The organism is Streptomyces saintjeani (genome assembly GCF_055409605.1).
In genome coordinates this window covers 9694268-9719725 of record NZ_CP189624.1, presented here as the reverse complement: position 1 = coordinate 9719725, position 25458 = coordinate 9694268, and the positions used below count along the sequence as shown (strand labels likewise).

The window sequence follows — 25458 nt, the reverse complement described above, 5'->3', positions numbered from 1 at the left end:
AGTACGACTTGTATCGTAATCCCGTTGACGACGCCCACCCGCAGATCGGACCGGTGACATGCCTCTCGAATCCCCCTCCACCACCCGGAAGACGGACCGCGGTGAAGCGCCCGGACCGCCGTCCCTGGGCAAACCCTTACTCCTCGTCGCCCTGATCCTGCTCGCGCTCAACCTGCGCTCCCCCATCACCTCGATCGCCCCGCTGCTCAACCCCCTCCAGGCCGACCTGCACCTCAGCGAGACGACGGTGGGGGTCCTCACCTCCCTGCCGGTGCTGTGTCTGGGCCTGTTCGCGTTCGTCGCCCCGGGGCTCGGCCGGCGCTGGTCCCTGCGGACCCTGCTCGTGCTGTCCCTCGTCGTGCTCACCGTCGGCGCGCTCGTGCGCGGCGGTACGTCGCCGGTGGCGCTGTTCGTCGGGACCGTGCTGGTCGCGGCGCCGATCGGGGTCGCCAACGTCCTCATACCCGGGCTCATCAAGCGCCGGTTCCCGCGCTCCGTGCCGCGCGTCTCCGCCTTCTACTCCAGCGCCCTCACCTTCGGCGCGGCGGCCGGCCCTGCGGTGGCGGTGCCGCTCGCCGACGCGACCGGGTCGTCCTGGCGGACGCCGCTGCTGATCCTCGTCGTCCCGCTGTCCGTCCTGACGGCCGTGGTCGTGCCGCTCGCCCTGCGCAAGGAGCCGCCCGCCCCGGCGCCGGCCGCCGGTGCCGGGCGCCCCTCGGGGCTGTGGCGCAGTGCGCTGGCCTGGCAGGTGACCGTGTTCTTCGGGGTGCAGGCGCTGCTGTCGTACACCGTGTTCGGCTGGCTCCCGACGATCTGGCAGGACCACGGTCTCAGCGCGACGTCCGCCGGGCTCGCCCTGTCGCTGTGCAACGCCGTGGGCGTCGTGGGCGCGTGGATCCTGGCCGTCGCGGGCAAGCGCCTCCCTGACCAGCGCCCGGCCGGTGTGACGGTCGCCTGCCTCACCGCGACCGGCCTCCTGGGCGTCGTCCTCGGCCCGAAGGTCCTCCTGTGGCCGTCCGTCGCGGTCCTCGGCCTGGGCCTGGGCGCCGGGTTCGCGCTCGCGCTGAGCCTGTTCGCCCTGCGCTCCCCCGACCCGGCCACGACGGCCGCGCTCTCCGCGATGGGCCAGGGCATCGGCTACCTGATCGGCGTCCTGGGCCCCCTGGGCGCGGGCGCCCTACACGACGCCACGGACACCTGGACCTGGCCCCTCGGCGTCCTCCTCCTCGCCTGCGCCGTACAGATCACGGCTGCCTTCTCGGCGGGCAAGGCCCGCACGGTCGATGCGGTGACGCACTGAGGCGCACGGCCTGGCGGTCGATCCCGGCGGGCTGATCGCCCTCACGCGGGCCGAGGGCAGCTCTGTCAGGGGGAGACGTACGACGCCCGGGTGGTCGGCGCCGGGATTCGATGCCGGCGCGTCGAGCGGGGCCGCGCCGATCGCCGTACCGGATGTCAGTCCGACGCCGTGTGCCCGCCGGCAGGTCCCGGACATCGCGACGTGCTGTGCATGGCGCGCGTCGTCTCGGCGGTCGCGTGGACGGGTGTGTCGAGTGCCCGTCCACGCGACCGGTGTCCGTCAGGCCGGGTCGATGCGCGAGACCGTGCCGGCGAGGTCGAGGACGTACAGTTCGCCGTCGCCCGCCTGGGCGAAGGCGACGACGCTGCCGCCGTCGACGCCGAGGTCGTTCACGCCGGTCACCCGGCCGTTGCTGATCTCCAGGGTGCGCAGGGTGCCGTCGCAGAAGTCGCTGAAGACGTACTGGCCCTGGAGGCCGGTGACGGCCTTGCCGCGGTAGACGTATCCGCCGGTGACCGAGCAGCCCCCGCCGGTGCGGCCGTACTCGTGGATGGGCCGGACGTGGTTCGCGGGCTCGACGCCGCCCCGGAAGGGGTGGTTGCCCTCCATCTGGGACCAGCCGTAGTTCTCACCGCCCTTGCTGCTCGCCGGGGCCCAGTCGATCTCCTCCCAGGCGTTCTGGCCGACGTCCGCGATCAGCACGTCGTGGGTGGCCTTGTCGAAGGAGAACCGCCAGGGGTTGCGCAGCCCGTACGACCAGATCTCGCCCCTGGCGCCGGGGGTGCTGACGAACGGGTTGTCGCGCGGGATCGCGTACGGCTTCGCGCCCTTCGGGTCGATCCGCAGCAGCTTGCCGAGCAGGGTGTTCAGCTTCTGCCCGTTGCCCTGCGGGTCGCCGGCCGAGCCGCCGTCGCCGAGGGCGATGTACAGGTAGCCGTCGGGGCCGAACGCGATGTCACCGCCGTTGTGGTTCGCGAAGGGCTGGGTCTGGGTGATGACGGTGCGCCGGGTGCTCGGCTGGGGCAAGCCGTCCTGTACGGCGAACTCGTCGACGGTGCTGGTGCCCTGACGGTTCGTGTACGAGACGTAGAGGTGCGTGAAGTCGTTGTCGAACGCGAGGCCCAGCAGGCCGCGTTCGCCGTCGTTGGTGGTGTCGCCGGAGATGTCGAGGACGGGGGCGCCGAGTCCGCCCGGGGTCAGCACCCGTACTTTTCCGGCCCGTTCGGCGATCCAGACCGTGCCGCCGGGGCCCGCTGTGCCGGCGACGGGGCTCTGGGCGGTGGCTACGGCCGTGAGGGCGACCTTCGCCGCCGCCTGTTCGTCGGCCGATGCCGTGGTCAGGGCGAGGGAAGCGACGAGGGCGAACGTGCCGACGATCGCCGAGCTTCTGGTGCGAACTTTCACCGTGGTCCTCCTGGAGGCGGCGAACAGGGGGGAGTCCACCCGGAACAGGACAGGGGAGGGTGTCGTCCACGCCGGTACGCAACCTGGGGTGGGGGGTGTGCGCTACTGGTACGCATGAGGCTATCGGGACTCAAGGGGCTTATATAAAGCGGCAGTTCGGCCAACCGGTCGTCTTGATTGTGTCTCCGTCGAATGTTGCGTCCGCCGGGTACCGACCCCTCCAGCATGGGGCGCGGACGGGCAGAACCACGTCACGGAGGACACACCATGCACTCACCCCGAATACCCAGAAAGCCGGCGGGACTCGCCGCGGTGGCGGGCCTGCTGCTCACCCTGCTGCTGGGCGTCTCGACGGCGCAGGCCGCGCAGACGCCGGACTCGGCTTCCCCTGCGGTCGCCGCGACCGCGCAGCGCGCCCAGGCGGGCGCCCTGGTGAACTCGCCGGGCATCTCGCCGGCCGCCGAACGCGTCCGGCACGTCTCCGGCAGCAGCTACGACTGCTCGTACGGCCGCCTCTGCGTCCGCGTGTGGGACCCGAACGCCGGTTCGTACGCGGTGTTCGACCTGTACGCCTGCCACACCTACTCGCTGTCCTACTGGAACGGTGGCGGCGGCTTCTTCAACAACCAGACGACCGGCACGGTGGCCGTCTTCTACGACCAGAACGGCGGAGTCATCCACCGCTCGACGGCATACGCCGTCGCCCCCACCGGGTGGGACTGGGGCCCGGTCTGGAAGATCAAGAACTGCTGACCCGCGCGCCGAGTCGCACAGCGCCCGCCTCATGGCCGTACGCCGGCCCGGGGCGGGCGCCCGCGTGCCCGTTCAGCAGCGCCTCCCCCAGCCTCGTACGCCGGTGCAGCACCCGGTGTCCGTCCCGGAACGACCTCACCAGCCCCGCCTCCCGCAGCACCGTGGCGTGGCGGCTGGCGTTGGCCGGGGAGACCTGGAGGGCGGCGGCGATGCCGCTGGTGGACATCGGGCGGCCGAGCAGCTCCAGCACGCGGGCCCGGGTGGGGCCCAGCAGCCGGTTGAGGCGGGGCGCGCCGCCGGGCCCGGCCGCCGTGAAGCAGTCCGGTGCGAGCGGCAGCGGGTACACCAGGACGGGAGAGAGGTCGCGGGCGGTGAGGGCGACCGGCTGCCGGACGCAGAAGAACGACGGGATCAGGGTCAGCGGGCGGCCGTTCAGCTCCAGGTCCCGGTCGAAGGGGTAGCCGCATTCGAGCCGGCCGTCCCGCCACGACACCAGGCCCGGCTCGTAGCTGCCCAGCAGCCCTTCCGCGCCGGCCGCCAGCGCCGACGCGGCGCGTGCGGCGAGGTCCGCGCCGACGGCCCGCTCGATGACCGTCCGGTACGGGGCGACCGCCACCGCGTGGTAGGCGCGTACCGCCCGGCCCAGCCGGTGCAGGGTCTCGGCGCCGCCCTCCGCGAGCCGCCGGACGCCCGGGGGCATCGGGCGGTCCGGGTAGAGGCGGGTGAGTTCGTCGCGCAGTCGTCCGCGCGGGGTGGAGAGCACCGCGTCCAGTCCGGCGTCCGGGCCGAAGTCGCCGGTGCCGGGGGTGAGGAAGTCCGGGAAGTAGGAGGCGCACGGGTTCACCTCGATCAGCGCCCTCGTCGCCCCGGTCAGCCCCGCCCGCGCGAGATCCTCGCGGACCTGTCTGCGCCAGGGGTCGAAGACCAGGGCCGCGTGCCGGTTCTGGAGCAGGTGGAGGCTGAGGACCACCTCCCACATGAAGTCGCTGCCCGTCGCCACCCGCAGCCGGCCGAGGTCGCCCGTGCCGAAGCCGATCCGCAGCATGTCCCCACGCTCCCCGTGATACGCCCGCCCCATGACATATCCGATGGGGCAGACGGGCCAGGGAGGCGGGCGGTTCCGGGGCGGCGGGAGTTGTCCGAATAGGTACGGCGGCGGGGTCGGTGGGTCCGGGCTTCTTCGGGTACGCCCTTGTGGGCGCTCAGCCCCCGCGTCGTACCCGGGCCGCCTCGCGGGCCTCCGCGAGCTTGCGGGCCTCGCTCGTCCTGCGGGACGGCCTGCCGCTCTTCGTGTCCTTGGTGGTGCCGATGCCCCGGAAGGGGGCGTTGGTGTTCTTGGGGCGCGGTCCGCCGTCCAGGGGCTTCCCGGAGGGGGCCTTCGCGCCGGTGATCCGGCTCAACTGCGCCTCGCCGGAACGGACTTTGGTGACCGTGGGGGTGATCCCGGCGTCCGTCATGACCTGGGCCGTCTCGCGGCGCTGCCCCGACAGGGCGAGGGTGACGACGGTTCCGGAGCGGCCGGCGCGGGCGGTGCGTCCCGCGCGGTGCAGGTAGTCCTTCGGGTCGGTGGCCGGGTCGACGTTGACGACGAGGTCGAGGTCGTCGACGTGCAGCCCGCGCGCGGCGACGTTCGTCGCGACCAGCGCGGTGACCTCGCCGTTCTTGAACTGGGCGAGGGTGCGGCTGCGCTGGGGCTGGGACTTCCCGCTGTGCAGCGCGGCGGCGGCGACGCCGTTGCCCCGCAGGTGCCTGGTCAGCAGGTCGACGCTGTGCTTGGTGTCCAGGAACAGCAGGACGCGGCCGTCGCGGGCGGCGATCTCCGTGGCCACGGCGTACCGGTCGGGGCCGTGCACGACGAGGAGATGGTGCCCGATCGCCGGGACCGCGTTCGACGAGGGGTCCACGGAGTGCTCGGCCGGGTCGCGGAGGTAGTCGCGCACCAGCTGGTCGACGTCCCCGTCGAGCGTGGCCGAGAACAGCATCCGCTGGCCGTCGGGACGTACCTGGTCGAGGAGTTCGGTGACCTGCGGCAGGAACCCCAGGTCGCACATCTGGTCGGCCTCGTCCAGCACGGTGATGCGCACCCGTCCGAGCCGGCATCCCTTGCGTCCGACGAGGTCGTGCAGCCGCCCCGGGGTGGCGACGACGATCTCGGCGCCGTCCCGCAGCACGGCGGCCTGCCGTCCGACGGACACCCCGCCCAGCACGGTCGCGATCCGCAGGCCCAGCGCCTCGGCGTACGGCGTGAGCGCCTCGCCGACCTGCTGCGCCAGTTCCCTGGTCGGCACCAGCACGAGCCCCAGCGGCTCCTTGCCCTGCGCGCGCCGCCCCGCCGTACGGGCCAGCATCGCCAGCCCGAAGGCGAGCGTCTTCCCGGACCCCGTACGCCCCCGCCCCAGCACGTCCCGCCCGGCGAGCGCGTCCGGCAGCGCCGCCGCCTGGATGGGGAAGGGTTTGCGCACACCGTGCTCATCGAGCACCCGCAGGATCTCGCCGGGCAGTCCGAGATCGGCGAAGCTCACGACCGGTGCGTCACTCACAGAAAGCCTTCTTCCAGGGGGACCGAACCGAGGAAGGCGCGGCGGGGACACAGCAAACGTCGGACGCTAGCACAAAGCGACGGCCCTCCGCTCGGCTCCGTGGCGGGGACCGCGTGGGCGAGGGAGGCGGAGGATTCCTGACCGCTCGGTCGGCTTGAGGGGTACTCAGTCCCCTTCCCCGCGTGCCGAACGCATCCCCGGCAGAACGCGGCGCCCGGCACCCGCCGTCAGCACCAGAACCTCGTCCTGCCCACCCCACACCCGCCGCTCGGACTTCCCGGGGCACAGCCGGACCGCGTACGGATCATGCGCCCGGTACCCGATCACGCACTCCCCCCGCCGGAGCCCCGCCGCCACCACGGTCGCGAAGGACGCCTCCCGCCCGGCCGGCACGTAGTGATCGGCCGGGCGCAGGGCCAGCGCGCCGCCCCGCACGGCGAAGATCTCCTCGAACACGGCGGCCAGTTCGGGGCTGTGCACGATCTGCGCCATGAGGAGGGCGGTGAGTTCCCCCCTCAGGACGACGTCGGCTGCGGGCCCGAGCGGGGCGATCCGCCGGCTGCTGTGGTCACGCATCTCGGCCACCACGGGCAGTGCCCGGCGCGTCTCCAGGGAGCGCAGGATCAGCAGGGTGAGCAGCGTCCGGTCGTCGGACCGTTCGTCCGCGCCGAGGGCGATGACACGGTCGTACGCGCCAAGGTCGAGGTCGTCGTACGTCTCGGGCGCGGCGGGATCGGCGGTTCGGTGGACGACGCTCAGCGGCGCTCGGTCCGCGACGACGTCGACATGCGTGCCGGTCCGGCGCAGGATGTCCATCAGCAGCGGGGCGCGGCGGTTCCAGCCGAGGAGCAGCAGCCGTACGGGCGGGTCGGCCCAGGGCCGGGGCGGGACGACGGCCGAGGCGTCGATGTCGGCGCGGTGGTCGGCGAGGGGTACGGGGCTGTCGTCGTGGGCGACGGTCACGAGCCGGTCCCCCGGCCCGAGCACGGTCTCCGGCGCCGGTGTGAGCAGCAGTCCGCCGTCCGCCCGCAGCACCCCCACGGCGCAGGACGTCTCCAGCCGCAGCGCCACGTCCTCGAAGGACAGCCCCGTCGCCTCCGGGGCGTCGCTGACGTGGAACTCGGCCCCGGCGAAGTCCAGGAGGTCCCGCAGCACCGCCGGCATCCCGGGCCGCCTGGCGGACTGGAGGAGCAGCCGCGCGGTGGTGAGGTCGGTCTCCAGCACCGTCCCGCGCGGCCCGGCGGCGAGCCGCGCGGCGGGCAGGTGCCGCCCGTCGTGCACGGCGGCCACGACACGCGGCCCGCGTCCGGCGGGGAGCAGGGTACGCAGGGCCAGCAGGGTCCGTACGACGGTGAGGTCGCCGTCGGCGTCCTCGGCGGGCAGCACGGTCACCGTCCGCGCGGTGCCCGGCATGACGAGGGCGAGGGCGTCGGGGTCGGCCGGTGATCCGGACCGGCATTCAAGGCGGACACCGGCTCTCTGCCCCACGGCGCCGGTGAGGGCCCTCTCCATGGCGGCCGGGTCCCGGTCCGCGAGGACGGTGACGACGTGCCGGACGCCGGCGGGGCGGGCCGCGATCAGCTCGGTGACCAGGGTAAAGATCTGGTCGGACCAGCCGAGGACCACGGTGTGGTCCTGCTCCAGGACCCGGGAGCGGCCTCGCCTCAGCTCCGTGAGCTGGTCGCCGAGGCCGGTGGTGACGACGCCGATGACCGTCGACACGACCAGCAGGGCGATCAGCCCGAGCAGCACGGACAGCAGCATCCGCAGCGGCGCCCCGGTCGCGGCGCCGAGCCGCAGGGTCTCCGCGCTGGTGCGCCCCACCTGGAGGAGCCGGCCGGACAGGGAGTGCGGGGCGTCGGGGTCGGTCCACACCAGCAGGGCGCTGGCGGGGACGACGACCGCGAGGCAGCTCAGGGCGAGCCAGCCGAGCAGGGTGGCGGTGCTGCGGGCGAGGGTCCTGTCGAACAGGTAACGCATCCGGTGGGGTAACGGAGTTCGTTCCTGTCGCCGCTCCACGTCCGCTCCCTGATCGCCGTGCCGGTCTCCGGAAGTCGAAGCGTGCCCGGCCCCCTGCCCGCGACACGCCGTTCCACCGGGACCTTCACTCTTTCGTGCGGCCCCGGCGGACGGGCCGTCGCGCCCGCCCCGTCCGGACGAACCGCCGCCGCATCGTGGGCCCGGACCGCTCGGCGCTGCCGGCCGGGAGCAGGGAGTGGAGATGGACCGACGACGCGTACTGGTCACCGTGGCCGCCGGAGGCATGATCGGGCTGGGCGGCGGGACAGCGGCGGCCCGGGCGCCGCACTCCACCGCCCGGGCGACGCCCGGTACGCGGCCCTCGCGACCCCCGACAACCAGCGCTACGCGTCGGTGCGCCCCGCCGCGGGAAGGACGCGTACGCCTCCAAGTCGCTCGTCCCCGACCCGGACCTGCGCGACTTGCGGCGCGCCTACTACGGCCCCGACTACGACCGTCTGGTTGCCGTCAAGCGCCGCTACGACCCGGCCGGGGACCCGGTTCAGCGCAGGACGAACGTCGTCGCGCTGCGTGCGGGCAGCGTCGTCGTGAAGGAGCCGTTCGACACGTTCGCCGTCCCCTGGGAGGCGACGTTCCTGGTCGCGTCCGTCAGCCAGGACGCGACCGTCGACGGGGCGCTGTTCACCAGTGTGAACTGCTGGGTCACCGCACCGGCCGCCTTGTTGACGGCGACGACGACCGTCGAGCCGCCGCCCCGGTACGCCGAGACGTACAGGTTCGGCGCGGGGTTCGCCGTCGCGTCGATCCGTACGTACCCGGGGCGCACGAACCGCGCGAAGTGGGCCATCGCGGCGCCGCGTCTGCTGATCTGGCCGTCCTCGCGCATCGGGCCGTAGCCGCGCCGGATGTACCACCAGATGTACGCCTGGAACTCGGCGTCCACCATGGCGTGGTGGATGTGCTCCCCCACGTCGAGGGCCTGGGGCCACAGGTCCGCGGAGTCGGAGCTGTTGGGGTAGTAGACCTCGGTCATCCAGAGTTCCTTGCCCGCGCCCTTCTGTTTGAAGAGGGGGTAGGGGAAGTTCGCGACCGGGGTGCCGTAGAGGTGGGCGCCGATGATGTCCGCGTTGGCGAGGGCCACCGGGTCGTTGAGGATCGGGTCGGACATGTTCTTCAGGTACTGGAAGGACTCCGGGGCGATGACCCGCGTGCTGATCGCGCCGGCGTTCTCGCGCAGGAAGCGGACCATCTCGGCGGGGGTCCACCAGGTCCAGTCGTGGGCGTAGTCGGGCTCGTTCTGCACCGAGATGCCGTACAGGTTCACGCCGTTGTTGCGGTAATGGACGGTGAAGTCGTTGAGGTGCTGGGCGTAGGCGGCGTACATGTCGTACCTGAGGCGCCGGGCGTCGGTCTGGGTGCCGCGGACGAACGTCTCGGACATGGACGCGGGCGGGTTCCACGGGGAGGCGATGACGGAGGCGCCGAGGGCGGTCGCGCGCTGGGCCGTCGCGAGGTCGCGGCTCCAGGCCGCGCGGTCCTCGGGGACGGGGACCCGCAGCAGGGAGAGGCCGAGCCGTCCGTCGCCGGTGCCGAAGGCAGTGTCGCGCTGGGCCGCCGTGAGGTCGCCGATCCAGGCGGTGTGGGTCATGCCGCCGAAGCCGCGGATGGTCTGGCGGGTGGCGGAGGGGTTGATGACGGCGGTGGCGGTGATGGCCTGGGCCGCGGCGCCGGAGGTTCCCGCGACGGTGAGTACGGGCAGGGCGCCCAGTGTCGTCAGGACGGTTCTGCGGGTGGGTGCTCGGTGTGCCATGTCTCCTCCTCGTGGAGATGTGCCACACGGCTGGAGAGACACCGCTGTTGTTCGACATGCTGAACGGTGTCCACGTGGCGGATCTGTCGCAAGGTAACGACGCCGCCCCGCACGGTCAAGGCTCCCCGCACGGGTGGACGGAAGGCTCCCCCTTCGCAGCGGGGGAGCCTTCCGCCGGGCTCAGCGCAGGGAGCCGGCCCGCTTGGTGGCGAGGTTGAGGAGGTGCTCAAGGGGACCTCGGCTGAAGAAGCGCGACCACAGCCCGGCGAACAGGGTGGCTCCGGCGATGAACGAGAGCAGCAGCGCGGTGGAGGCGGACTGCGGCGGGGTGGCCGGCTCGCCGGGGAGGGCGAGGATGACCAGGATGTGGCCGACGTACAGGGTGAGGGACATGGTGCCGACGGCGATGACCGGGGTCGCCAGTCTGCGCAGCCAGTCAAGGCGCTCCATCGCCAGCGTCGCGCACAGGATCACGGTGATCGCGATGCCGAGGCTGCCGATGAGGTCGAGCGTGGAGCCGCTGTGCGGTTCGGCCGCGATCAGTCCCCAGGCGTTGTGCCACAGGTCGCCGCCGACGGGCATGTCGAAGGACACCGACGCGTTCGTCAGGTCCTCGGGCTTCGGCCCGGCGCTGGTGAGGTGCTGGGCGCCGCCGGTCACGCGCAGCAGCAGCCACGCGACGCCGTACCCGAACGCGATCATCGCGGCGCCGGTCGCGGCGAGCCGTCGCCGTACCGTCCCGGAGGCGAGGTCGAGCCTGCCGAGGGTCATGCCGGTGACCACGAACGTCATCCAGGTGATCGCCGGGTAGAGGCCGGTGAGCACGAGGTCCAGGACGCCGACGCCGCTGATGCGTGCGAGGGGGTCGTAGCTGTCGATGGTGCGGACGGCGGACTCGGTGAGCAGGGCGCGCAGGGCGAACGCGAGTTGGGGGGTGACGACCGCGAGGGTGACGGCGATCGTGGCGAGGGTCCTGGCCCGCAGTTTCAGCAGGGGGAGGGCCAGCAGGAAGTACAGGGCGTAGAAGTTGAGGATGCCGGCACCGCCGAAGTTGGTCATCGCCAGGGCGCTGCCCACCACGAGCAGGATCGCGGCGCGGATGACGATCCGGGCTCTCGCCTGCCGTCCGGCCGAGCCGGTCTTGGGTTCGCGGCGGCCGGCGATGAGCATCAGCGAGAATCCGGCGAGGGTGGCGAACAGGGCGGAGGCCCGGCCGCTGGCCAGCTCCAGGAACCAGCCGCCGACGCCGCCGTCGGGTGCGGGGAAGGGGCCGACGTGCACGGCGAACATGCCGAACACGGCCAGGGCGCGGGCGAGGTCCACACCGACGAGCCGCGCGGTCGACGCCGCGGGAGGCGTCGTCGTGGCGGACTCGGGTGCGGGTGGGGGTAAGGGCGCCTTGCCGGCGCTGTCGATCTCGGTCACCCGCTCAACTTCCCGCGGACGCCCACCGGCCGGCCATCCGCCGGTCGGGGGGAGGCGGCCCGCCGACCGGCGGGGACTCTCTGCGCACGTCGGGAAATGCCATGTTTTGACCGAATGTTTTCCCCCTCGTCATCCGTGATCACCCTCTGTCGCACAGAGTGGCCCCGGGCTTTGCGGCCCCCGCCGGCGCACAGCGCGCAGCGGACACCTCGGCCCACGGAGGGTGGAGATGACGACGGTGCGCGCGCAGGGACCGCCCTCGGCGGCCACGGCCTTCGTGGGCCGGGAGCAGGCGCTGGCGGACGTCCGCCGGACCGTGCGCGGTACGCGGCTGCTGACGGTGACCGGAGCGGGCGGCATCGGCAAGACCCGGCTGGCGCTCGCGGCGACCGCCGGCCTCGGCGGGTGCGCGCCGGACGGTGTGTGGCTGGTTCCGCTCGCCCCCGTCCGGTCGGGAGCGGGGGTGGCGACCGCGACCGCCGTCGCCCTGGGGCTGCCGGACCTGGGGGTGCGGCCGGCGCTGGACCAGCTCACCGGGTATCTGGCCGGGCGGCGCGCGCTGCTGGTCCTCGACAACTGCGAGCACCTGGTCGACGCCTGCGCCGAGCTGGTCAGCGCGCTCCTGCTCGCCTGTCCCGGGCTGCGGATCCTGGCGACGAGCCGCCGGACGCTGGACGTCACGGGCGAGTGCGTGTACGCGCTCGCGCCGCTGTCCCCGGCGGAGGCGGCCGAGCTGCTGCGGGTGCGCGCCGGGGAGATCGGCGCGGGCCACCGGGTCGGGGAGGCGGACGGGGCTCAGGTCGCCCGGTTGTGCGCCGGTCTGGACGGGCTGCCGCTGGCGATCGAGCTGGCCGCGTCGCGGCTGCGGACGCTGGGCGTGGCGGAGGTGGCGGCCGGGCTGGAGGACCGCTTCGCGCTGCTGTCCCCCGGGCGGCCCGCGCTGCGCGCGGCGATCGACTGGAGCCACGAGCTGTGCACGCCGGCCGAGCGGGCGCTGTGGAGCCGGCTGTCGGTCTTCGCGGGCGGTTTCACGCTGGAGGCGGTGGAGGAGGTGTGCGGCGGGGAGGGCGTCTCCCGCTGTGAGGTGGTGGACCTGCTCGACCAGCTCGTGTCGCAGTCCGTGGTGCTGGTCGAGGAGGGGGACGCCGGGCCGCGCTACCGGATGCTGGAGGCGCTGCGCGCGTACGGGCAGGAGCGGCTCGCCGGTCTCGGGGAGCGGGGGCGGACGGCCCGGCGCCACCGTGACTTCTTCCTCGCGCTCGCCCGGCGGAGCGCCGCCGGGTGGTTCGGTCCCGGCCAGGAGCGGGCGCTGGCGCGGCTGCGGGCGGAGCACGGCAATGTGCTGGCGGCCCTGGAGGGGGGCTCGCACGCCGATCCGGGTGCCGGTGCGGATGCCGGTGGCAGTGGCAGTGGCAGTGGCAGTGAGGGTGCCGGTGCGGGTGCGGGTGCGGGCGCTGATGCCGGTCAGGCTCGGCTGGAGCTGGCGGCTGCGCTGGGCTTCCACTGGTGCTGCAACGGTTTCGTCGGCGAGGGGCGCCGGCGGCTCGACCAGGCTCTCGCCGACGCCCCCGAGCCGACGCCGGCGCGGGCCGCCGCGCTGTGGACCGCCGCCTGGGTGGCCCAGATCCAGGGGGACCTCGACACCGCCGAACACCGTCTCGACGAGGCGGACACACTGGCCGAGCTGCTCGGTGACCCGCTGCTGCGGGCGTACGTGCGCGGTGAGCGCGGCACGCTGGCGCTGTACCGGGGCCGGCCGCAGGACGCCGTACCGCTCTTCGAGGGCGCGGTGGCCGTCCAGTCGGAGCTGGAGGGGGAGCCGTCGGCGCTGCGCTGGCTGTTCCAGCTGGCGCTGGCGCAGATGTATCTCGGTGACCCGGCGTCGGTGCGGACCGCGCGGCGCGCGGTGGCCACGGCCGACGCGCACGGCGAGCGGCTGACCCGCGCCTACGCGCTGTGGGTGCTCGGGTACGACGCCTGGCTGCGGGGCAGCGCCGAGGAGAGCACCGCCGTACTGCGCACCGCGCTGGAGATCCACCGGGACTTCCACGACCACGCGGGGCTCGCGATGGCCCTGGAGGTGCTGGCCTGGGGTACGGCCGCGCTCGGCGAGCACCGGCGCGCGGCCCTGCTGCTGGGCGCGCTGGAGCCGCTGGCCAGAGAGCTGGGGTCCACCTGCGCCGGGCACTTCGCCGAACCCCGCGCGCGCTGCGAGGAGGCGATCGTCGCCGCGCTCGGCCTGGACGCGTACGCCGAGGCGCTCGCGGAGGGCGGCCGGTACGACACACCCCGGCGAGCCGTCGGCCTAGCGCTCGGCGACACCCCCGCGCCCCCGGCGCTGACCCGCAAGGAGCGCGAGGTCGCGGCCCACGTGGCGCGGGGCCTGGACAGCCGCCAGATCTCCCTCGCCCTCGGCCGCTCACCCCGGACGGTCGAGGGCCACCTCCAGAGCGTGCTGACGAAGCTGGGCTTCACGAGTCCGGCCCAGATCGCGGCATGGTGGACAGCGAACGAACCGGCTGTCCACGAGGGCGTGTGACGGGTGGCCCCCAGCACCTCCCAGCCGCGCTGACCAGTTTCGCCGGGTGCGGTGGGCCCCTCGCCACGCACCGCCACAACCGCCATTCCGGCACCTCCCGCCCGGTGATTGTCGAAGCGCATCGACGCCGGCACTCCCACTGATGGGCTGTCAATCACCGGGCTCGAAGAAACTTTCTTCGCTTTCAGGCTCTTGTTTCGCGCGAAACGCGTCGTTACCTTCGCCAGTTAGGTGAAGCGCTTCGACTGCGCCTCGGTACTCGTCCACGGGAAGGCCGCCATGACCATCCGCAGTGTCACCGACCACCTGGGCGGCCTCGCCTTCGGCGGCGACTACAACCCCGAGCAGTGGGACGAGCCGGTGTGGAAGGAGGACGACGCCCTCATGCGGCGGGCCCGGGTCAACCTCGCCACGGTCGGCGTGTTCTCCTGGGCGCTGCTCGAACCCGCCGAGGGCCGTTACGACTTCGCGTGGCTGGACGGCCACATCGAGCGGCTGCACGCGAACGGCGTGGCGGTCGACCTCGCCACCCCGACCGCCTCCCCGCCGCCCTGGTTCACCCTGGCCCACCCCGACGCGCTGCCCGTCGGCCCCGACGGGACCCGTCTCACGCACGGCAGCCGCGACACGTACTGCCTCACCGCGCCCGCCTACCGGGACGCGGCCCGGCGCATCGCCTCGGCGCTCGCCGAGCGGTACGGCGGCCACCCGGCGCTCGCGCTGTGGCACGTGCACAACGAGTACGTGACGCTGTGCTGGTGCGACCACACCGCGGTCGCGTTCCGGCGCTGGCTGCGGGAGCGGTACGGCACGCTGGACGCCCTCAACGAGGCGTGGGGGACGGCGTTCTGGAGCCAGCGCTACGGCGCCTGGGAGGAGGTGCTCCCGCCGCGCGCCACGCAGTGGCACAAGAACCCGGGCCAGGCGCTGGACTTCCGGCGCTTCTGGTCGGACGAGGTGATGGCCGCCTTCCGCGAGCAGCGCGACGCGATCCGCGCGCACAGCGACCGGCCGGTGACGACGAACCTGATGCTCCCCTCGTACCAGAACCTCGACCCGTGGGCGCTGGGCCGCGAGGTCGACCTCGTCGCCGTCGATTTCTACCCGGACTCCCCCGGCCTCGGCGCCGCCGCCGACACCGCCTTCACCGCCGACCGGACCCGCTCCTTCGGCGGCGGCCGGCCCTGGCTGCTGATGGAGCAGGGCACGAGCACCGTGTACGACGGGGACCGGGTCCTCGCCAAGGAGCCGGGCGACATCCTGCGGCACTCCCTGGGGCACATCGCGCGCGGTTCGGAGGGCGCCCTGTTCTTCCAGTGGCGCCAGTCCCGGGCCGGCGCCGAGACCTGGCACTCGGCGATGGTCCCGCACGCGGGCGCGGACAGCCGCGTCTTCCGGGAGGTGACGGCGGCCGGCGAGGCCGTCGCCCGGCTCGGTGAGCTGGCGGGCTCGACGGTGCGGGCGCGGGCGGCGGTCCTGCACGACTCCGACGCCTGGTGGGCGCTGGACGGGGACGGGCTGCCGTCGGCCGGTCTGAGCTACCACGCGGAACTGCGGCGCGCCCACCGCGCGCTGTGGGACGCCGGGGTCACGGCCGACTTCGCCCACCCCGAGCAGGAGTCGCTGCCCTACGCGCTCCTCGTGGCCCCGGCGCTGTTCCTGCTGTCCGACGCGGGTGCCGAGAACCTGCGCCGGTACGTCGCCGGCGGCGGGACCCTGCTCGTGCACCACGCGGCCGGGGTCGTCGACGAACGGCTGCACGCCCGCCTCGGCGGCTACCCGGCCGTGCCGCTGCGCGAGGCGCTGGGCATCCGGGTCGAGGAGTACCGTCCGCTGCGCCGCGAGGAGCGCGCCGCCCTGTCCGACGGGACGCACGGCACGGTGTGGAGCGAGTCCCTGCGCACGGAGGGCGCCGACCCGGTCGCCGCGTACACCGGCGGCCCGCTCGCGGGCTCCCCCGCGGTGACCCGGCACCGCTTCGGCGCGGGTGAGGGCTGGTACCTCTCCACCCGCCTCGACGACACCGGCTACGGCGCCCTCGTCGCCCGGCTGCTGGCACGGACGGGGGTGGGGCCCGACGTACCGGGGCTGCCCGCCGGGGTGGAGAGCGTCACCCGGCACGCGGCGGACGGCCGTCGCTGGCACTTCCTGATCAACCACACCGGCGCCGCCGTACCCCTTCCCCGCCCGGCCCACGACCTGCTGGCCGACGCCACCGCGCGCGAACTGCCGCCCGGCGGCTGCGTGGTGCTGCGCGCGCCCTGACCCCGGCTTCCGCACCATCCCGCACGACCGACCGAGAGAGGGACCGCACGTGAACACCGCACAGTTCAGACGTCGCCTCGCCCACGGCACGCGCCGCCTCGCCGGCCTGCTGACGGTTCTCGCCGTCCTGCTGGGCCTCTCCGCCGGTGCCTCGGCCGCCGCCCCGGACCGCACGGCGACGGCGCACCCCGTCCGCGTCCCGGCCCGCGCCATGGACGCCGTCGCCGCGATGCAGCCGAGCTGGAACCTCGGCAACACCCTGGACGCCATCCCGGACGAAACGTCCTGGGGGAACCCGAAGGCCACCCGGGAGCTGTTCCGCGCGATCCGCGCGCAGGGCTTCCGCAGTGTCCGTATCCCGGTGACCTGGTCCGACCACCAGTCGGCGACCGCGCCCTACACCATCGCCCCCGACTACCTGGCACGCGTCAAGCAGGTCACGGACTGGGCGCTGGCGGAGGGCCTGTACGCGCTGGTCAACGTCCATCACGACTCGTGGCAGTGGATCAGCAGGATGCCGTCCGACCACGACGGGGTGCGGGCCCGCTACGACGCGACCTGGACGCAGATCGCGGCGGCGTTCCGCGACGAGCCGCGCGGTCTGCTCTTCGAGAGCGTCAACGAGCCGGTCTTCGAGAACGCCACGGCCGGGCAGAAGACCCAGCTCCTCGACGAGCTGAACCGGTCCTTCCACCGGATCGTCCGCGCTTCCGGCGGCGGCAACACGAACCGTCTGCTGATGCTGCCCACCGAGGCCGGCACCCCGGGCCAGAGCCTCATGGACGACCTGTACACGACCATCCGGGCGCTGAACGACCCGGCGCTGATCGCCACCGTGCACTACTACAGCTGGTACCCGTTCAGCGTGAACGTCGCCGGAGGCACCCGCTACGACGACGCCGCGCGCAAGGACCTGGACGACGCCTTCGCCCGGATGCGGGACATCTTCGTCTCCCGGGGCATCCCGGTCTACCTCGGCGAGTACGGCCTGCTGAGCTGGCCCGACCACTTTCACCCCTCGCGCGTCGAGCGCGGTGAGGCGTTGAAGTACTTCGAGCACCTGGGGTACGCGGCCCGCACCAGCAAAGTCACCACCGCCCTGTGGGACCCCTTCGCCTATCTGGACCGCGCCACCCTGACCTGGCGCGACCCGGCCCTGTTCGCGTGGATCAGGTCGGCTTGGAGCACCCGGTCGGCGACCGCGTCCTTCGACAAGGTGTACGTGCCGAAGCCGGCCCCCATCACGGCGAAGGAGCTGACCCTGAACCTGAACGGGACCGCGTTCCTGGGCCTGTGGCACGGCTCGGCCCGGCTCGTCGAGGGCCGTGACTACACCCGCAGCGGGCAGCGGCTCACCCTGACCGCCGAGGCGCTGACCCGGCTGGCCGGCGACCGCGCCTACGGGGTGAACGCGACGCTCCAGGCCCGGTTCTCGCGGGGTCTGCCCTGGCGGATCGACATCGTCACGAACGACACCCCGGTGCTGTCCGGCGCCACCGGAACCACCGGCGCGTTCGCCGTCCCCGCCCAGTACCGGGGCGAGGAGCTGGCGACCATGGAGGCCCGGTACGCCGACGGCGGCAACGCGGGCCCGACCGACTGGACGCCGTACCAGGAGTTCAACAAGGCGTTCTCGCCGGACTATCCGAACGGCCGGATCGTCCTCACCCCCGAGTTCCTGGCGTCGCTGCGCGAGGGCGACCCGGCGACGCTGACCTTCCACTTCTACAGCGGCGCGAAGGTCGTCTACCAGGTGCGGAAGTCCGGTACGACGGTCACCGGCACCGTCTCCTGACCGACCACGGGTGCCGGCACCCCAGCGGGTCCCGGCACCCGTGCCCTCAGCAGATGTCGAGGCGGTTGAAGTCGTACGTCGCGTAGTCCTCGACCGTGCGGACACTGTTGTCCGCGGGGATGCGGACCTCGTACCTGGGTCCCCAGAAGTGGACTTCGGCCCCGCCGGTCTGGTGGTTGACGACAGCGAGCGCGTCGATGAAGTTCGAGAGCGACCGCGTATCGCACTTGTACAGCTGGAAGAGGCTGTGTTTGCCGTCGCCCTGACCGATCGACACGCAGGCGATCCCGTTCGCCGTGGCGCAGGCGAGGAGCCTGGCGTTCCGCGTGAAGCTCGACACGTTCCGCTCCACCGACTCACCCGAGAACAGCGGGTAGATCTCCGGTGTCCACGCGGTCGCTCCGGCCGGTGCCGCCTGTGCCGGTGCCTGCGCCGCCAGCGGGACAAGGACTGCGGCGGTCATCGTCACGACCATGGCCGCCGCGCGTTTTCTCCGTCTTCCCGAGCTCATGTGATCCCCTCTGCAATCGCCGTCGATGCGGCCGTTCCCACGGCGTGCTGCCGTAGCGGCCGGATACTCGTCCGAGTCAGCGGTTCGAAGCGTAGGTCGCACCGGGAACGCCGTGACCCTGACAGCTGTCAGGGGGTGGGAGGGGCCGTGCTCTCCCGGATCACGAGGGTGGTGGCGATCTCCAGGCCGATCTGGGGAACCTCTTCGCCCCGGCCCAGGGCTAGCGCGAGTTCGGTGGCCGCCGTCATCTCGGCCGGCGGCTGGTGGACCGTCGTCAGGTCCGGGTGTGTGGGCAGGCCGGCTTCCGTGAGGGCTGAGGAGTGGCCGGACAGGCGGGCGCGGCACGAGGGGGTGTCCAGGCCGCCGATCATGGCGATGCGGCGGTGGCCGAGGCCGATCAGGTGCCGGGTCGCGCTCTGGCCTCCGCGCCAGTCGGCGGCGACCGCCCGCACGCACCGGGGCCGCCGCCCCACCGTGTCGTCGAGGGTGAGACCCTCCGAGACGAGGACGCCGAACCGCCACGGGCCCTTCCGCGCGGGTTTCGTCCTCGTGCGCCGAAGGTCTTCCCGCTCGGTTGTCCGGCACGGCCTCCTTCTCCTCCCCTCGCCCGGTGCCCGCCATTCCGGCACTTCCGCGGATCACCCCCGCCACGCGCCGACGGGCGGGGAGAACCGCCGCACACCGGCCGAAGCGCCCCGGCGCGCGGTCCGATCTACGCTGAGGGCAACCGCTGGATCCGGCCCTGACGGGCACCGTTGTTCGCACGGAGGCGTAGCGCGTGGAGACGACCGGCATGCAGGACGCGCCCACGGCCGTCGCCGTGGTGGACCCGGACGGCGTGGTCAGCGGCTGGAGCGAGGGCGGCACGCTGCTGCTCGGGTGGACGGCCGAGGACCTCGTCGGCCGCCCCGTGACCGGCCTGCTGGCCGCTCCCCCGCCGCCGGGTTTCCCCGGGCGCCTCGGCCCGAACCCCCTCGCGCTGCGGCACCGGGACGGCTCGACGGTGGACGCCGTGCTGACGGCCCACCCGCTGGCCGGCCCCGACGGGCGCACGCTGGGCCACGCGGTGACCGCGCAGCCCTGGGGGCGCCGCCCGGTGATCGCGGACCGGGCCTTCGAGCAGTGCCCCTTCGCGCTCGGCATCTACGACCCCGACCTGCGGTTCCTGTGGGTGAACGCCTCCGCGTGCCGGGTGATCGCGCACTCCGAGGAGCAGGTGCGCGGCGAGAAGTACCGGGAGCTGTTCCCCGAGCTGGACGGCAAGGCGTACACCGACCAGCTGAGCGAGGTGGCACGGACGGGTGAACCCGCGCGGCTGATCACCGTCTTCCAGCCGCTCGGCAGCGACTACGCCAACGCGTGGGCGACCAGCATGTGGCCCGTCCGGGACGACGACGGCCGGATCCTCGCCGTCGCCAACTGGGGCTTCGACATGAGCGCCGAGTACTGGGCCCGGCAGCGTCTGCTGCTCCTGAACCGGGCGAGCGCCGGCATCGGCCGCACGCTCGACGTCACCGGCACCGCGCTGGAGCTGGCGAAGGCCCCGGTGCCGGAGTTCGTGGACCTCGTCACCGTGGACCTCTTCGCCGAGGTGCTGCACGGTGAGGAACCCCCCTCGGTGTTCGCCCCCGGCGAGCGGATCGCGCTCGTGCGGGCCGCCCGGCACAGCGCGCAGGAGGGCACCGACCCGACAGCGCGGCCGGTCGAACACGCACCCGGCAGCGTCGCGGCGGGCTGCCTGGTCACCGGCGCGTCCACCGTGCAGCTCGCGGCCGGCTCCGGCCAGGGCGGCGAGTGGGCGTTCGGTCCTGGCCTCGCCGCCGACCCGGCGCACTGGCCGCCGGGCAACCCGCTGATCGACCCCTCTCTCGCCGGGGAGGGGCTGACCGGCCGGATCACCGTGCCGCTGCGGGCGCGCGGGGCACTGCTCGGCGTCGTCACCTTCTCCCGCCTCGACCGGCCCGAGGCGTTCACCGCCGACGACCTGATCCTGGCCGAGGAGCTGGCCGCCAAGGCGGCCGTCGCCGTCGACAACGCCCGCCGCTACGCGCGGGAGCGGGCGACCGCGCTGACGCTCCAGCGCACGCTGCTGCCGAGCGGGCTGCCGGACCAGGAGGCGGTCGAGGCGGCGTACCGCTATCTGCCCAGCGGCAGCGACACGGAGGTGGGCGGCGACTGGTTCGACGTCATCCCGCTGTCCGGCGCGCGGGTCGCCCTGGTCGTGGGAGACGTCGTCGGCCACGGCCTGCACGCCTCGGCGAGCATGGGGCGGCTGCGGACGGCCGTCCGTACGCTCGCCGACGTGGATCTGCCGCCGGACGAGCTGCTGACCCACCTGGACGACCTCGTCCTGCACCTCGGCGACGACCTCCACTCGGCGGGCGAGTCCGGGGCCACCTGCCTGTACACCGTCTACGACCCCGTCGCCCGGCGTTTCACGCTGGCGAGCGCCGGTCACCCGCTGCCGCTGGTCGTCGCCCCGGACGGCAGCGCGGTCCCGGTGTCGGCGCAGCCCGGTCCGCCGCTCGGGGTCGGCGGGCTGCCGTTCGAGTCGGCGGAGCTGGAACTCCCCGAGGGCAGCCTGCTCGCCCTGTACACCGACGGGCTGGTGGAGAGCCGCGAGCGCGACCTCGACCGGGGGGCCGCCGACCTCGGACGGCTCCTGGACCCGGCGGCCGTCTCCCTGGACGCCCTGTGCGACACGGTCACCGACGCCCTGCTCCCCGGGCGCCGTACCGACGACGCCGCGCTGCTGCTCGCCCGTACCCGCGCGCTGGCCCGCCACCACGTCGCCGCCCTGGACGTCGAGCCGGACCCCGCGCAGGTCCCCCTGGTCCGCAGGTTCGCCGTCGAGCTGCTGGAGTCCTGGGGTCTTGAGGAGGCCGCGTTCGTCACCGAACTGGTCGTCAGCGAGCTGGTCACCAACGCGATCCGGTACGGGGCGCCGCCGATCAGGCTGCGGCTGATCCGCGACTCCACGCTGATCTGCGAGGTCTTCGACGCCAGCAGCACCGCTCCGCACCTGCGCCGGGCGCGCGCCTTCGACGAAGGAGGGCGGGGGCTGCTGCTCGTCGCCCAGCTCACCCAGGGCTGGGGCACCCGGCACAGCGCCGACGGCAAGACGATCTGGTGCGCGCAGCCCCTGCCGCAGGGCCTGTAGTCAGCCGGCCACCCCTTCCCCGGACTCCTCGGACTTCTCCGGCTTCTCGGACTTCTCCAGTTTCTCGAAGAAGAACTCGTGCTTGAGGAACGAGACATCGTACTCGTGCCCGGCCTGGGGCGGGAGCAGCTGGGACGCCTGGAAGAGGCGCCAGCCGTCGTGGAGGGCGGCGAGTCCCGTGGCGTACGGCGGTTCGTCGCTGTCGCCGGTCGTGGGGTGGGTGCGGGCGGTGCCGTCGTAGCGGGACCAGCCGACGACGTCGGAGTCCAGGGCGGACGTCGCGAGGTAGAGGACGAGGACGTGCTGTCTCATGCGTGGCTCCCGAGGGCGGGACGGTTGGTGACGCGGGTGACCCAGTACTCGACGTCGAAGGAGTCGTCGCCGGTCAGGGCCCGCCACAGGAGGACCCGGTTGTAGATCTCCAGGCGGGCGGTCGCCTGCTCGTACCAGGGGAGGTATACGCCGAGTTCCTCGGTCACCGCCGGGTCGTGGAGGTCGGCGGTGTCCCACAGCCGCACCTGCGGCACGGTCGGGTTGAGGCGGAGCTTGTACATGTACCGCCGGGTCGCGGTGTCGTTGCGCCGGCCGCTGTGCCAGATGCCGTGGTGCACGAGGACGACCGTCCCGGCCGGGCAGGTCAGCCGGGTCTGGCCCCTGAGGTTCTGGACGCGGCCGACGTCCGTCTCGTTGATCCGGCGCAGATGGCTGCCGGGGACGCTGAGGGTGCCGCCCATGCCGTCGGTCACCTCGTGCGGGTAGTACATGAGCTGGATGTCGAAGGCGTCCGGCCGTACGTCGATGATCGCGTCCCCGTGGAGGGGCTGCGCCTGTCCCTCGTACGGCTCGCGCACGTGGACGGCCTGGTGGTCGACGGTCGGGCCGGGACCGACCAGGCTCTCGACGGCGCCCGCGACGGCGGGCAGGGCGAGGAGGTCGTGGACGAAGGTGTCCGGCGCGAACGCCCGCGCGAGCGGGGTGCCGTAGGGGACGGCGGGCAGGGTCTCGTCCAGGGCCGCGACGGCGCGTTCGTTGATCCCGGGCGGCACCACCCCGTCCAGCCGCAGGAATCCCCGCGCGACGAACCGCGCCACCTGGACCGACGTCAGGAGTTGCTTGCTGGTTGGCATACGACGACCGTACGGACGGCCATCGCCCCGGTCGTGGGCTCCAATCGTCGACTGCTGGTATTTTTCCGACCTCGTGGACCATGTGACGCTCCGGCTCGACGAGCCGCCCGCCGTCGTCGCCGCCGGGATCGGGGTGCACGGCGTCGCCACCGCGCACGACGTGTTCCGGCTGCCCGGCCTGTGGCAACTGCACCTCTACCACTACGACGGCGCCCTCTCCCTGGGCCGGTCGGTGCACGCCATCCGTCCCGGCCACGTCAGCCTGGTGCCGCCGGACACCGAGGTGCGCTTCCGCTACCGGGGCCGGTCGGAGCACCTGTACGTCCATCTGCGGCTGCCGGAGGGCGGGAGCGCGCGGACGGTGCCGGTGATGCAGGACGCCGGCACCGAGAGTCCGCGCCTGGCCGATCTGCTGCGGCGTGCCATGACGGCCGCAGCGACGTCTCCCCCGCGTGCCACGGCCGAGGTGTGGGCGGCGCTGTGGTGCGTCGCGGAGCTGCCGGGGGGCGAGGGGGACGGGCGGGTGCACCCCTTCGTCGCCGCCGCGCGGGCGTATGTCGAGGAGCATCTCGCGGGGCCGCTGTCCGTGCCGGAGGTGGCGCACGCCGTCGGGGTCTCGCACACCCATCTGACGCGGGTGTTCCGTGCCGAGACGGGCCGTACCGTCGTCGCGTACATCCGCCACCGGCGCCTCCAGCGCGCCCGCCATCTCCTGCTGTCCTCGACGCTGTCCATCGGCGCCGTCGCCGCAGCGGTCGGCATCGCCGATCTCCAGGCGTTCAACAAGGCGTGCCGCCGTGAGCTCGGGGCGAGTCCGCGTGAGGTGCGGGCGGCTTTGCTGGCGCGCCGTGGTACCGACTAGGTACCATCGGCGTATGCCCTCACTGAACGTGACTTTCACCGACGAGGAAATGGAAGGCGTCCGCGCGGCTGCCGCGGCGGAAGGCAAGAGTCTCAAGCAGTACCTGCACGACCTCGGGGTCCGGGAGCTGCGCCGCAAGCAGTTCGTGGCCGGCGCCGCGTCGTGGGCGGAGAAGCTGCGCGAGGAGTTCGACCAGGCGTTCCCGGACGAGATCCCGCCCTCGCAGCGCGGAGACGGGACCGCCGCCGCCTGATGAGCGAGACCCTGTACATCGACGTCTCCTGGCTCCTCGACGTCCAGGAGGCCGCGCTCGGCCCCGACGACGTGTCGGTCACCGACTACTCGGCCCTGGTCGCGGCCGTGGCCCGGCACCGGACGCGGATGCCGACGCTGGCCGCGTCCAACCCCGACGCCGCCTGGCGGGCCGCCGCGCTCCTGCACACCATCACGCGGCTCGAACCACTCCCGCACCGCAACAGCCTCTTCGCCGCGTTCGTGGCGACCCAGTACCTGGACCAGTCCGGCGAGGGCATCAACCCGCCCTACGGGGCCCTGTCCGACCTGATCAGGAAGTGCCGCGAGACGCGGCTGACCATATACGCGGTCGCGGACACGCTGCGTTCCTGGCGGATCTGACGGAGGGAGCGCTCCCATGAAGCGGGTGCGCTCCCCCGCCACGGGGCCGGTCAGGAGGGCGAGCCGCCCATCGTCGTCAGGACCGAGTTGTACGCGGGCTTCTTGCCGCCGCCCGAGTTGAACAGCAGCGGGTTCTCGCCGCTGCGCCACGAGTCGCTGTCCCGGATGCCCCACACGGTGATCCCGTTGCAGCGCGCGACGTTCAGGCAGGCCCGTACGGCGTTGGCGTACGCGTTCGTCCCGGCCTGTGCGATGTCCAGCTCGGTGATCTGTACGTCGACGCCGAGCGCGGCGAAGTTCGCGAGCGTCGTCTGGAAGTTCGACGGGGGTCCGCCCGCGCCGAAGTGGGACTGGAAGCCGACGCAGTCGATCGGCACGCCACGGGACTTGAAGTCGCGGACCATGCGGTAGACGCCCTGCGTCTTCGCCGCGTTCCAGTCCTCGATGCTGTAGTCGTTGTAGCAGAGCTTCGCCGCCGGATCGGCGCTCCGTGCGGTGCGGAACGCGGTCTCGATGAAGCCGTCGCCGAGCCGGTCCTGGAACACCGAGGAGCGGTGCCGGCCGCTGCCGCCGTCCTCGAACGCCTCGTTGACGACGTCCCACGAGTGGACGCGGCCCTTGTAGTGGTTCGCGAGCTGCGTGATGTGGTTGTTCATCACGCTGCGGACCGTGTTCGCGTCACCGATCGACTTGACCCAGTTGGGGAGTTGCTGGTGCCACACCATGGTGTGGCCGCGCAGTTTCTGCCCGTGCGAGGACGCCTGGCTCGCGATCCGGTCGCCGGGGCCGAAGTTGAACGAGCCGCGGGAGGGTTCGACCGTGTCCCACTTCATCTCGTTCTCGGCGGTGACCTGGTTGAACTCCCGGTTGAGGATGCCGGTGTAGGTGCCGTCGCCGAGCCGGCCGGAGGCGACGGCGGTGCCGAAGTACCGGCCGGACTGGGCGGCTTGGGCGCCTAACGTGGACGCCTTGATCCCGGGTGAGGGTGCGGCGGCCGGGACCGCGACGGCGACGGCGGATCCGGTCAGCAGGGTGACGGTGGTGACAGCGCCCAGCAGGGCGCGATGGCGCGTGTGGGGATTCATGGTTCTCCTCGGACGGTTGCGGGGGGTTGGGTCGCGCGGTGGAGAAGAGCGAATCGACGCGTCGAACAGAACTGGATGATGGGGGGCCTCAGACATCCCGTCAATATGTCTCGCATGATTCGGCATTGAGGCCGAAATGTTTCGAGGTTGGGGATGTTCACACCTCCCACCTCCGACCTGCGATTCACGTCTCAGGGCGTCCCTGCGGGCCAGTCCGCCGCCGCGACGCTGTTGACACTGGCGGAAGTCTCTCTAGAGTCCCTCCC

General features: G+C 73.0%; 20 protein-coding genes and 1 pseudogene. 10 read left to right on the top strand and 11 right to left on the bottom strand.

The genetic code is table 11. The features are described 5' to 3' along the window. Positions 1–58: 58 nt before the first annotated feature. Positions 59–1300, top strand: a complete 1242-nt coding sequence (locus tag ACQCO7_RS43455) for an MFS transporter (protein WP_464077025.1) — start codon at positions 59–61, stop codon at positions 1298–1300. Positions 1301–1579: 279 nt separating this feature from the next. Here the strand turns inward: ACQCO7_RS43455 and ACQCO7_RS43450 are convergent, their stop codons facing one another. Then, positions 1580–2704: a PQQ-dependent sugar dehydrogenase gene (locus ACQCO7_RS43450; protein WP_464077024.1), complete on the bottom strand. Its 1125-nt coding sequence runs from the start codon at positions 2702–2704 to the stop codon at positions 1580–1582. A gap of 267 nt (positions 2705–2971) precedes the next feature. On the opposite strand from ACQCO7_RS43450, the gene ACQCO7_RS43445 reads away from it, so the two are divergent. After that, on the top strand, positions 2972–3457 hold the full coding sequence (locus ACQCO7_RS43445; RefSeq protein WP_464077023.1) for a hypothetical protein: 486 nt from the start codon (positions 2972–2974) through the stop codon (positions 3455–3457). Here the strand turns inward: ACQCO7_RS43445 and ACQCO7_RS43440 are convergent. The 3 genes from ACQCO7_RS43440 to ACQCO7_RS43430 form a co-directional block, all read right to left on the bottom strand. Further along, positions 3444–4502, bottom strand: coding sequence for an ArsR/SmtB family transcription factor (locus tag ACQCO7_RS43440; RefSeq protein WP_464077022.1), 1059 nt, complete (start codon positions 4500–4502; stop codon positions 3444–3446). The genes ACQCO7_RS43445 and ACQCO7_RS43440 overlap by 14 nt on opposite strands. A 157-nt stretch (positions 4503–4659) precedes the next feature. Further along, complete coding sequence (locus ACQCO7_RS43435; protein WP_464077021.1) at positions 4660–5997, bottom strand: DEAD/DEAH box helicase; 1338 nt, start codon at positions 5995–5997, stop codon at positions 4660–4662. Positions 5998–6162: 165 nt separating this feature from the next. Beyond that, on the bottom strand, positions 6163–7977 hold the full coding sequence (locus ACQCO7_RS43430) for a CASTOR/POLLUX-related putative ion channel (protein WP_464077020.1): 1815 nt from the start codon (positions 7975–7977) through the stop codon (positions 6163–6165). Positions 7978–8429: 452 nt separating this feature from the next. Here ACQCO7_RS43430 and ACQCO7_RS43425 point away from each other — a divergent pair. Continuing rightward, positions 8430–8495 (top strand): annotated as a pseudogene (locus tag ACQCO7_RS43425) (BBE domain-containing protein); the annotation flags it as partial. 23 nt (positions 8496–8518) lie between these two features. On the opposite strand, the gene xynC reads toward ACQCO7_RS43425, so the two are convergent. After that, positions 8519–9787 (bottom strand): glucuronoarabinoxylan endo-1,4-beta-xylanase XynC, encoded by a 1269-nt coding sequence (gene xynC / locus ACQCO7_RS43420; RefSeq protein ID WP_464077019.1) that lies wholly within the window; start codon positions 9785–9787, stop codon positions 8519–8521. Between the two features lie 180 nt (positions 9788–9967). After that, entirely contained in the window at positions 9968–11212 is a 1245-nt protein-coding gene (locus ACQCO7_RS43415; RefSeq protein WP_464077018.1) for a DUF418 domain-containing protein, read from the bottom strand. Between the two features lie 229 nt (positions 11213–11441). On the opposite strand from ACQCO7_RS43415, the gene ACQCO7_RS43410 reads away from it, so the two are divergent. The 3 genes from ACQCO7_RS43410 (at position 11442) to ACQCO7_RS43400 (ending at position 17811) form a co-directional block, all read left to right on the top strand. Then, positions 11442–13751, top strand: a complete 2310-nt coding sequence (locus ACQCO7_RS43410; protein WP_464077017.1) for a helix-turn-helix transcriptional regulator — start codon at positions 11442–11444, stop codon at positions 13749–13751. A gap of 279 nt (positions 13752–14030) precedes the next feature. After that, positions 14031–16016, top strand: coding sequence for a beta-galactosidase (locus ACQCO7_RS43405; protein WP_464077016.1), 1986 nt, complete (start codon positions 14031–14033; stop codon positions 16014–16016). Positions 16017–16065: 49 nt separating this feature from the next. After that, on the top strand, positions 16066–17811 hold the full coding sequence (locus tag ACQCO7_RS43400) for a cellulase family glycosylhydrolase (RefSeq protein WP_464077015.1): 1746 nt from the start codon (positions 16066–16068) through the stop codon (positions 17809–17811). Positions 17812–17857: 46 nt separating this feature from the next. Here the strand turns inward: ACQCO7_RS43400 and ACQCO7_RS43395 are convergent, their stop codons facing one another. Next, positions 17858–18274: a hypothetical protein gene (locus ACQCO7_RS43395; protein ID WP_464077014.1), complete on the bottom strand. Its 417-nt coding sequence runs from the start codon at positions 18272–18274 to the stop codon at positions 17858–17860. Between the two features lie 176 nt (positions 18275–18450). Then, positions 18451–18951, bottom strand: a complete 501-nt coding sequence (locus ACQCO7_RS43390) for a hypothetical protein (protein ID WP_464077013.1) — start codon at positions 18949–18951, stop codon at positions 18451–18453. Positions 18952–19115: 164 nt separating this feature from the next. Here ACQCO7_RS43390 and ACQCO7_RS43385 point away from each other — a divergent pair, with 164 nt between their 5' ends. Beyond that, positions 19116–21482 (top strand): SpoIIE family protein phosphatase, encoded by a 2367-nt coding sequence (locus ACQCO7_RS43385; RefSeq protein WP_464077439.1) that lies wholly within the window; start codon positions 19116–19118, stop codon positions 21480–21482. On the opposite strand, the gene ACQCO7_RS43380 is transcribed toward ACQCO7_RS43385, so the two are convergent. Both ACQCO7_RS43380 and ACQCO7_RS43375 read right to left on the bottom strand, forming a co-directional pair. Then, positions 21483–21794, bottom strand: coding sequence for a hypothetical protein (locus tag ACQCO7_RS43380; RefSeq protein WP_464077012.1), 312 nt, complete (start codon positions 21792–21794; stop codon positions 21483–21485). Further along, positions 21791–22609: a phytanoyl-CoA dioxygenase family protein gene (locus tag ACQCO7_RS43375; RefSeq protein WP_464077011.1), complete on the bottom strand. Its 819-nt coding sequence runs from the start codon at positions 22607–22609 to the stop codon at positions 21791–21793. The genes ACQCO7_RS43380 and ACQCO7_RS43375 overlap by 4 nt, the downstream gene beginning before the upstream one ends. Before the next feature lie 73 nt (positions 22610–22682). On the opposite strand from ACQCO7_RS43375, the gene ACQCO7_RS43370 reads away from it, so the two are divergent. From ACQCO7_RS43370 to ACQCO7_RS43360, 3 genes are read left to right on the top strand one after another with little or no spacing between them, the layout of a single operon-like run. Next, positions 22683–23471: a helix-turn-helix domain-containing protein gene (locus ACQCO7_RS43370; protein ID WP_464077010.1), complete on the top strand. Its 789-nt coding sequence runs from the start codon at positions 22683–22685 to the stop codon at positions 23469–23471. A 13-nt stretch (positions 23472–23484) separates the two neighbouring features. After that, positions 23485–23724, top strand: a complete 240-nt coding sequence (locus ACQCO7_RS43365; RefSeq protein WP_010359597.1) for a hypothetical protein — start codon at positions 23485–23487, stop codon at positions 23722–23724. Further along, positions 23724–24107: a hypothetical protein gene (locus ACQCO7_RS43360; protein ID WP_010359595.1), complete on the top strand. Its 384-nt coding sequence runs from the start codon at positions 23724–23726 to the stop codon at positions 24105–24107. Before ACQCO7_RS43365 ends, ACQCO7_RS43360 begins: the two co-directional genes overlap by 1 nt. A gap of 50 nt (positions 24108–24157) precedes the next feature. Here ACQCO7_RS43360 and ACQCO7_RS43355 read toward each other — a convergent pair whose 3' ends face one another. Next, positions 24158–25192, bottom strand: a complete 1035-nt coding sequence (locus ACQCO7_RS43355) for a glycoside hydrolase family 10 protein (protein WP_464077009.1) — start codon at positions 25190–25192, stop codon at positions 24158–24160. Positions 25193–25458 lie beyond the last annotated feature (266 nt).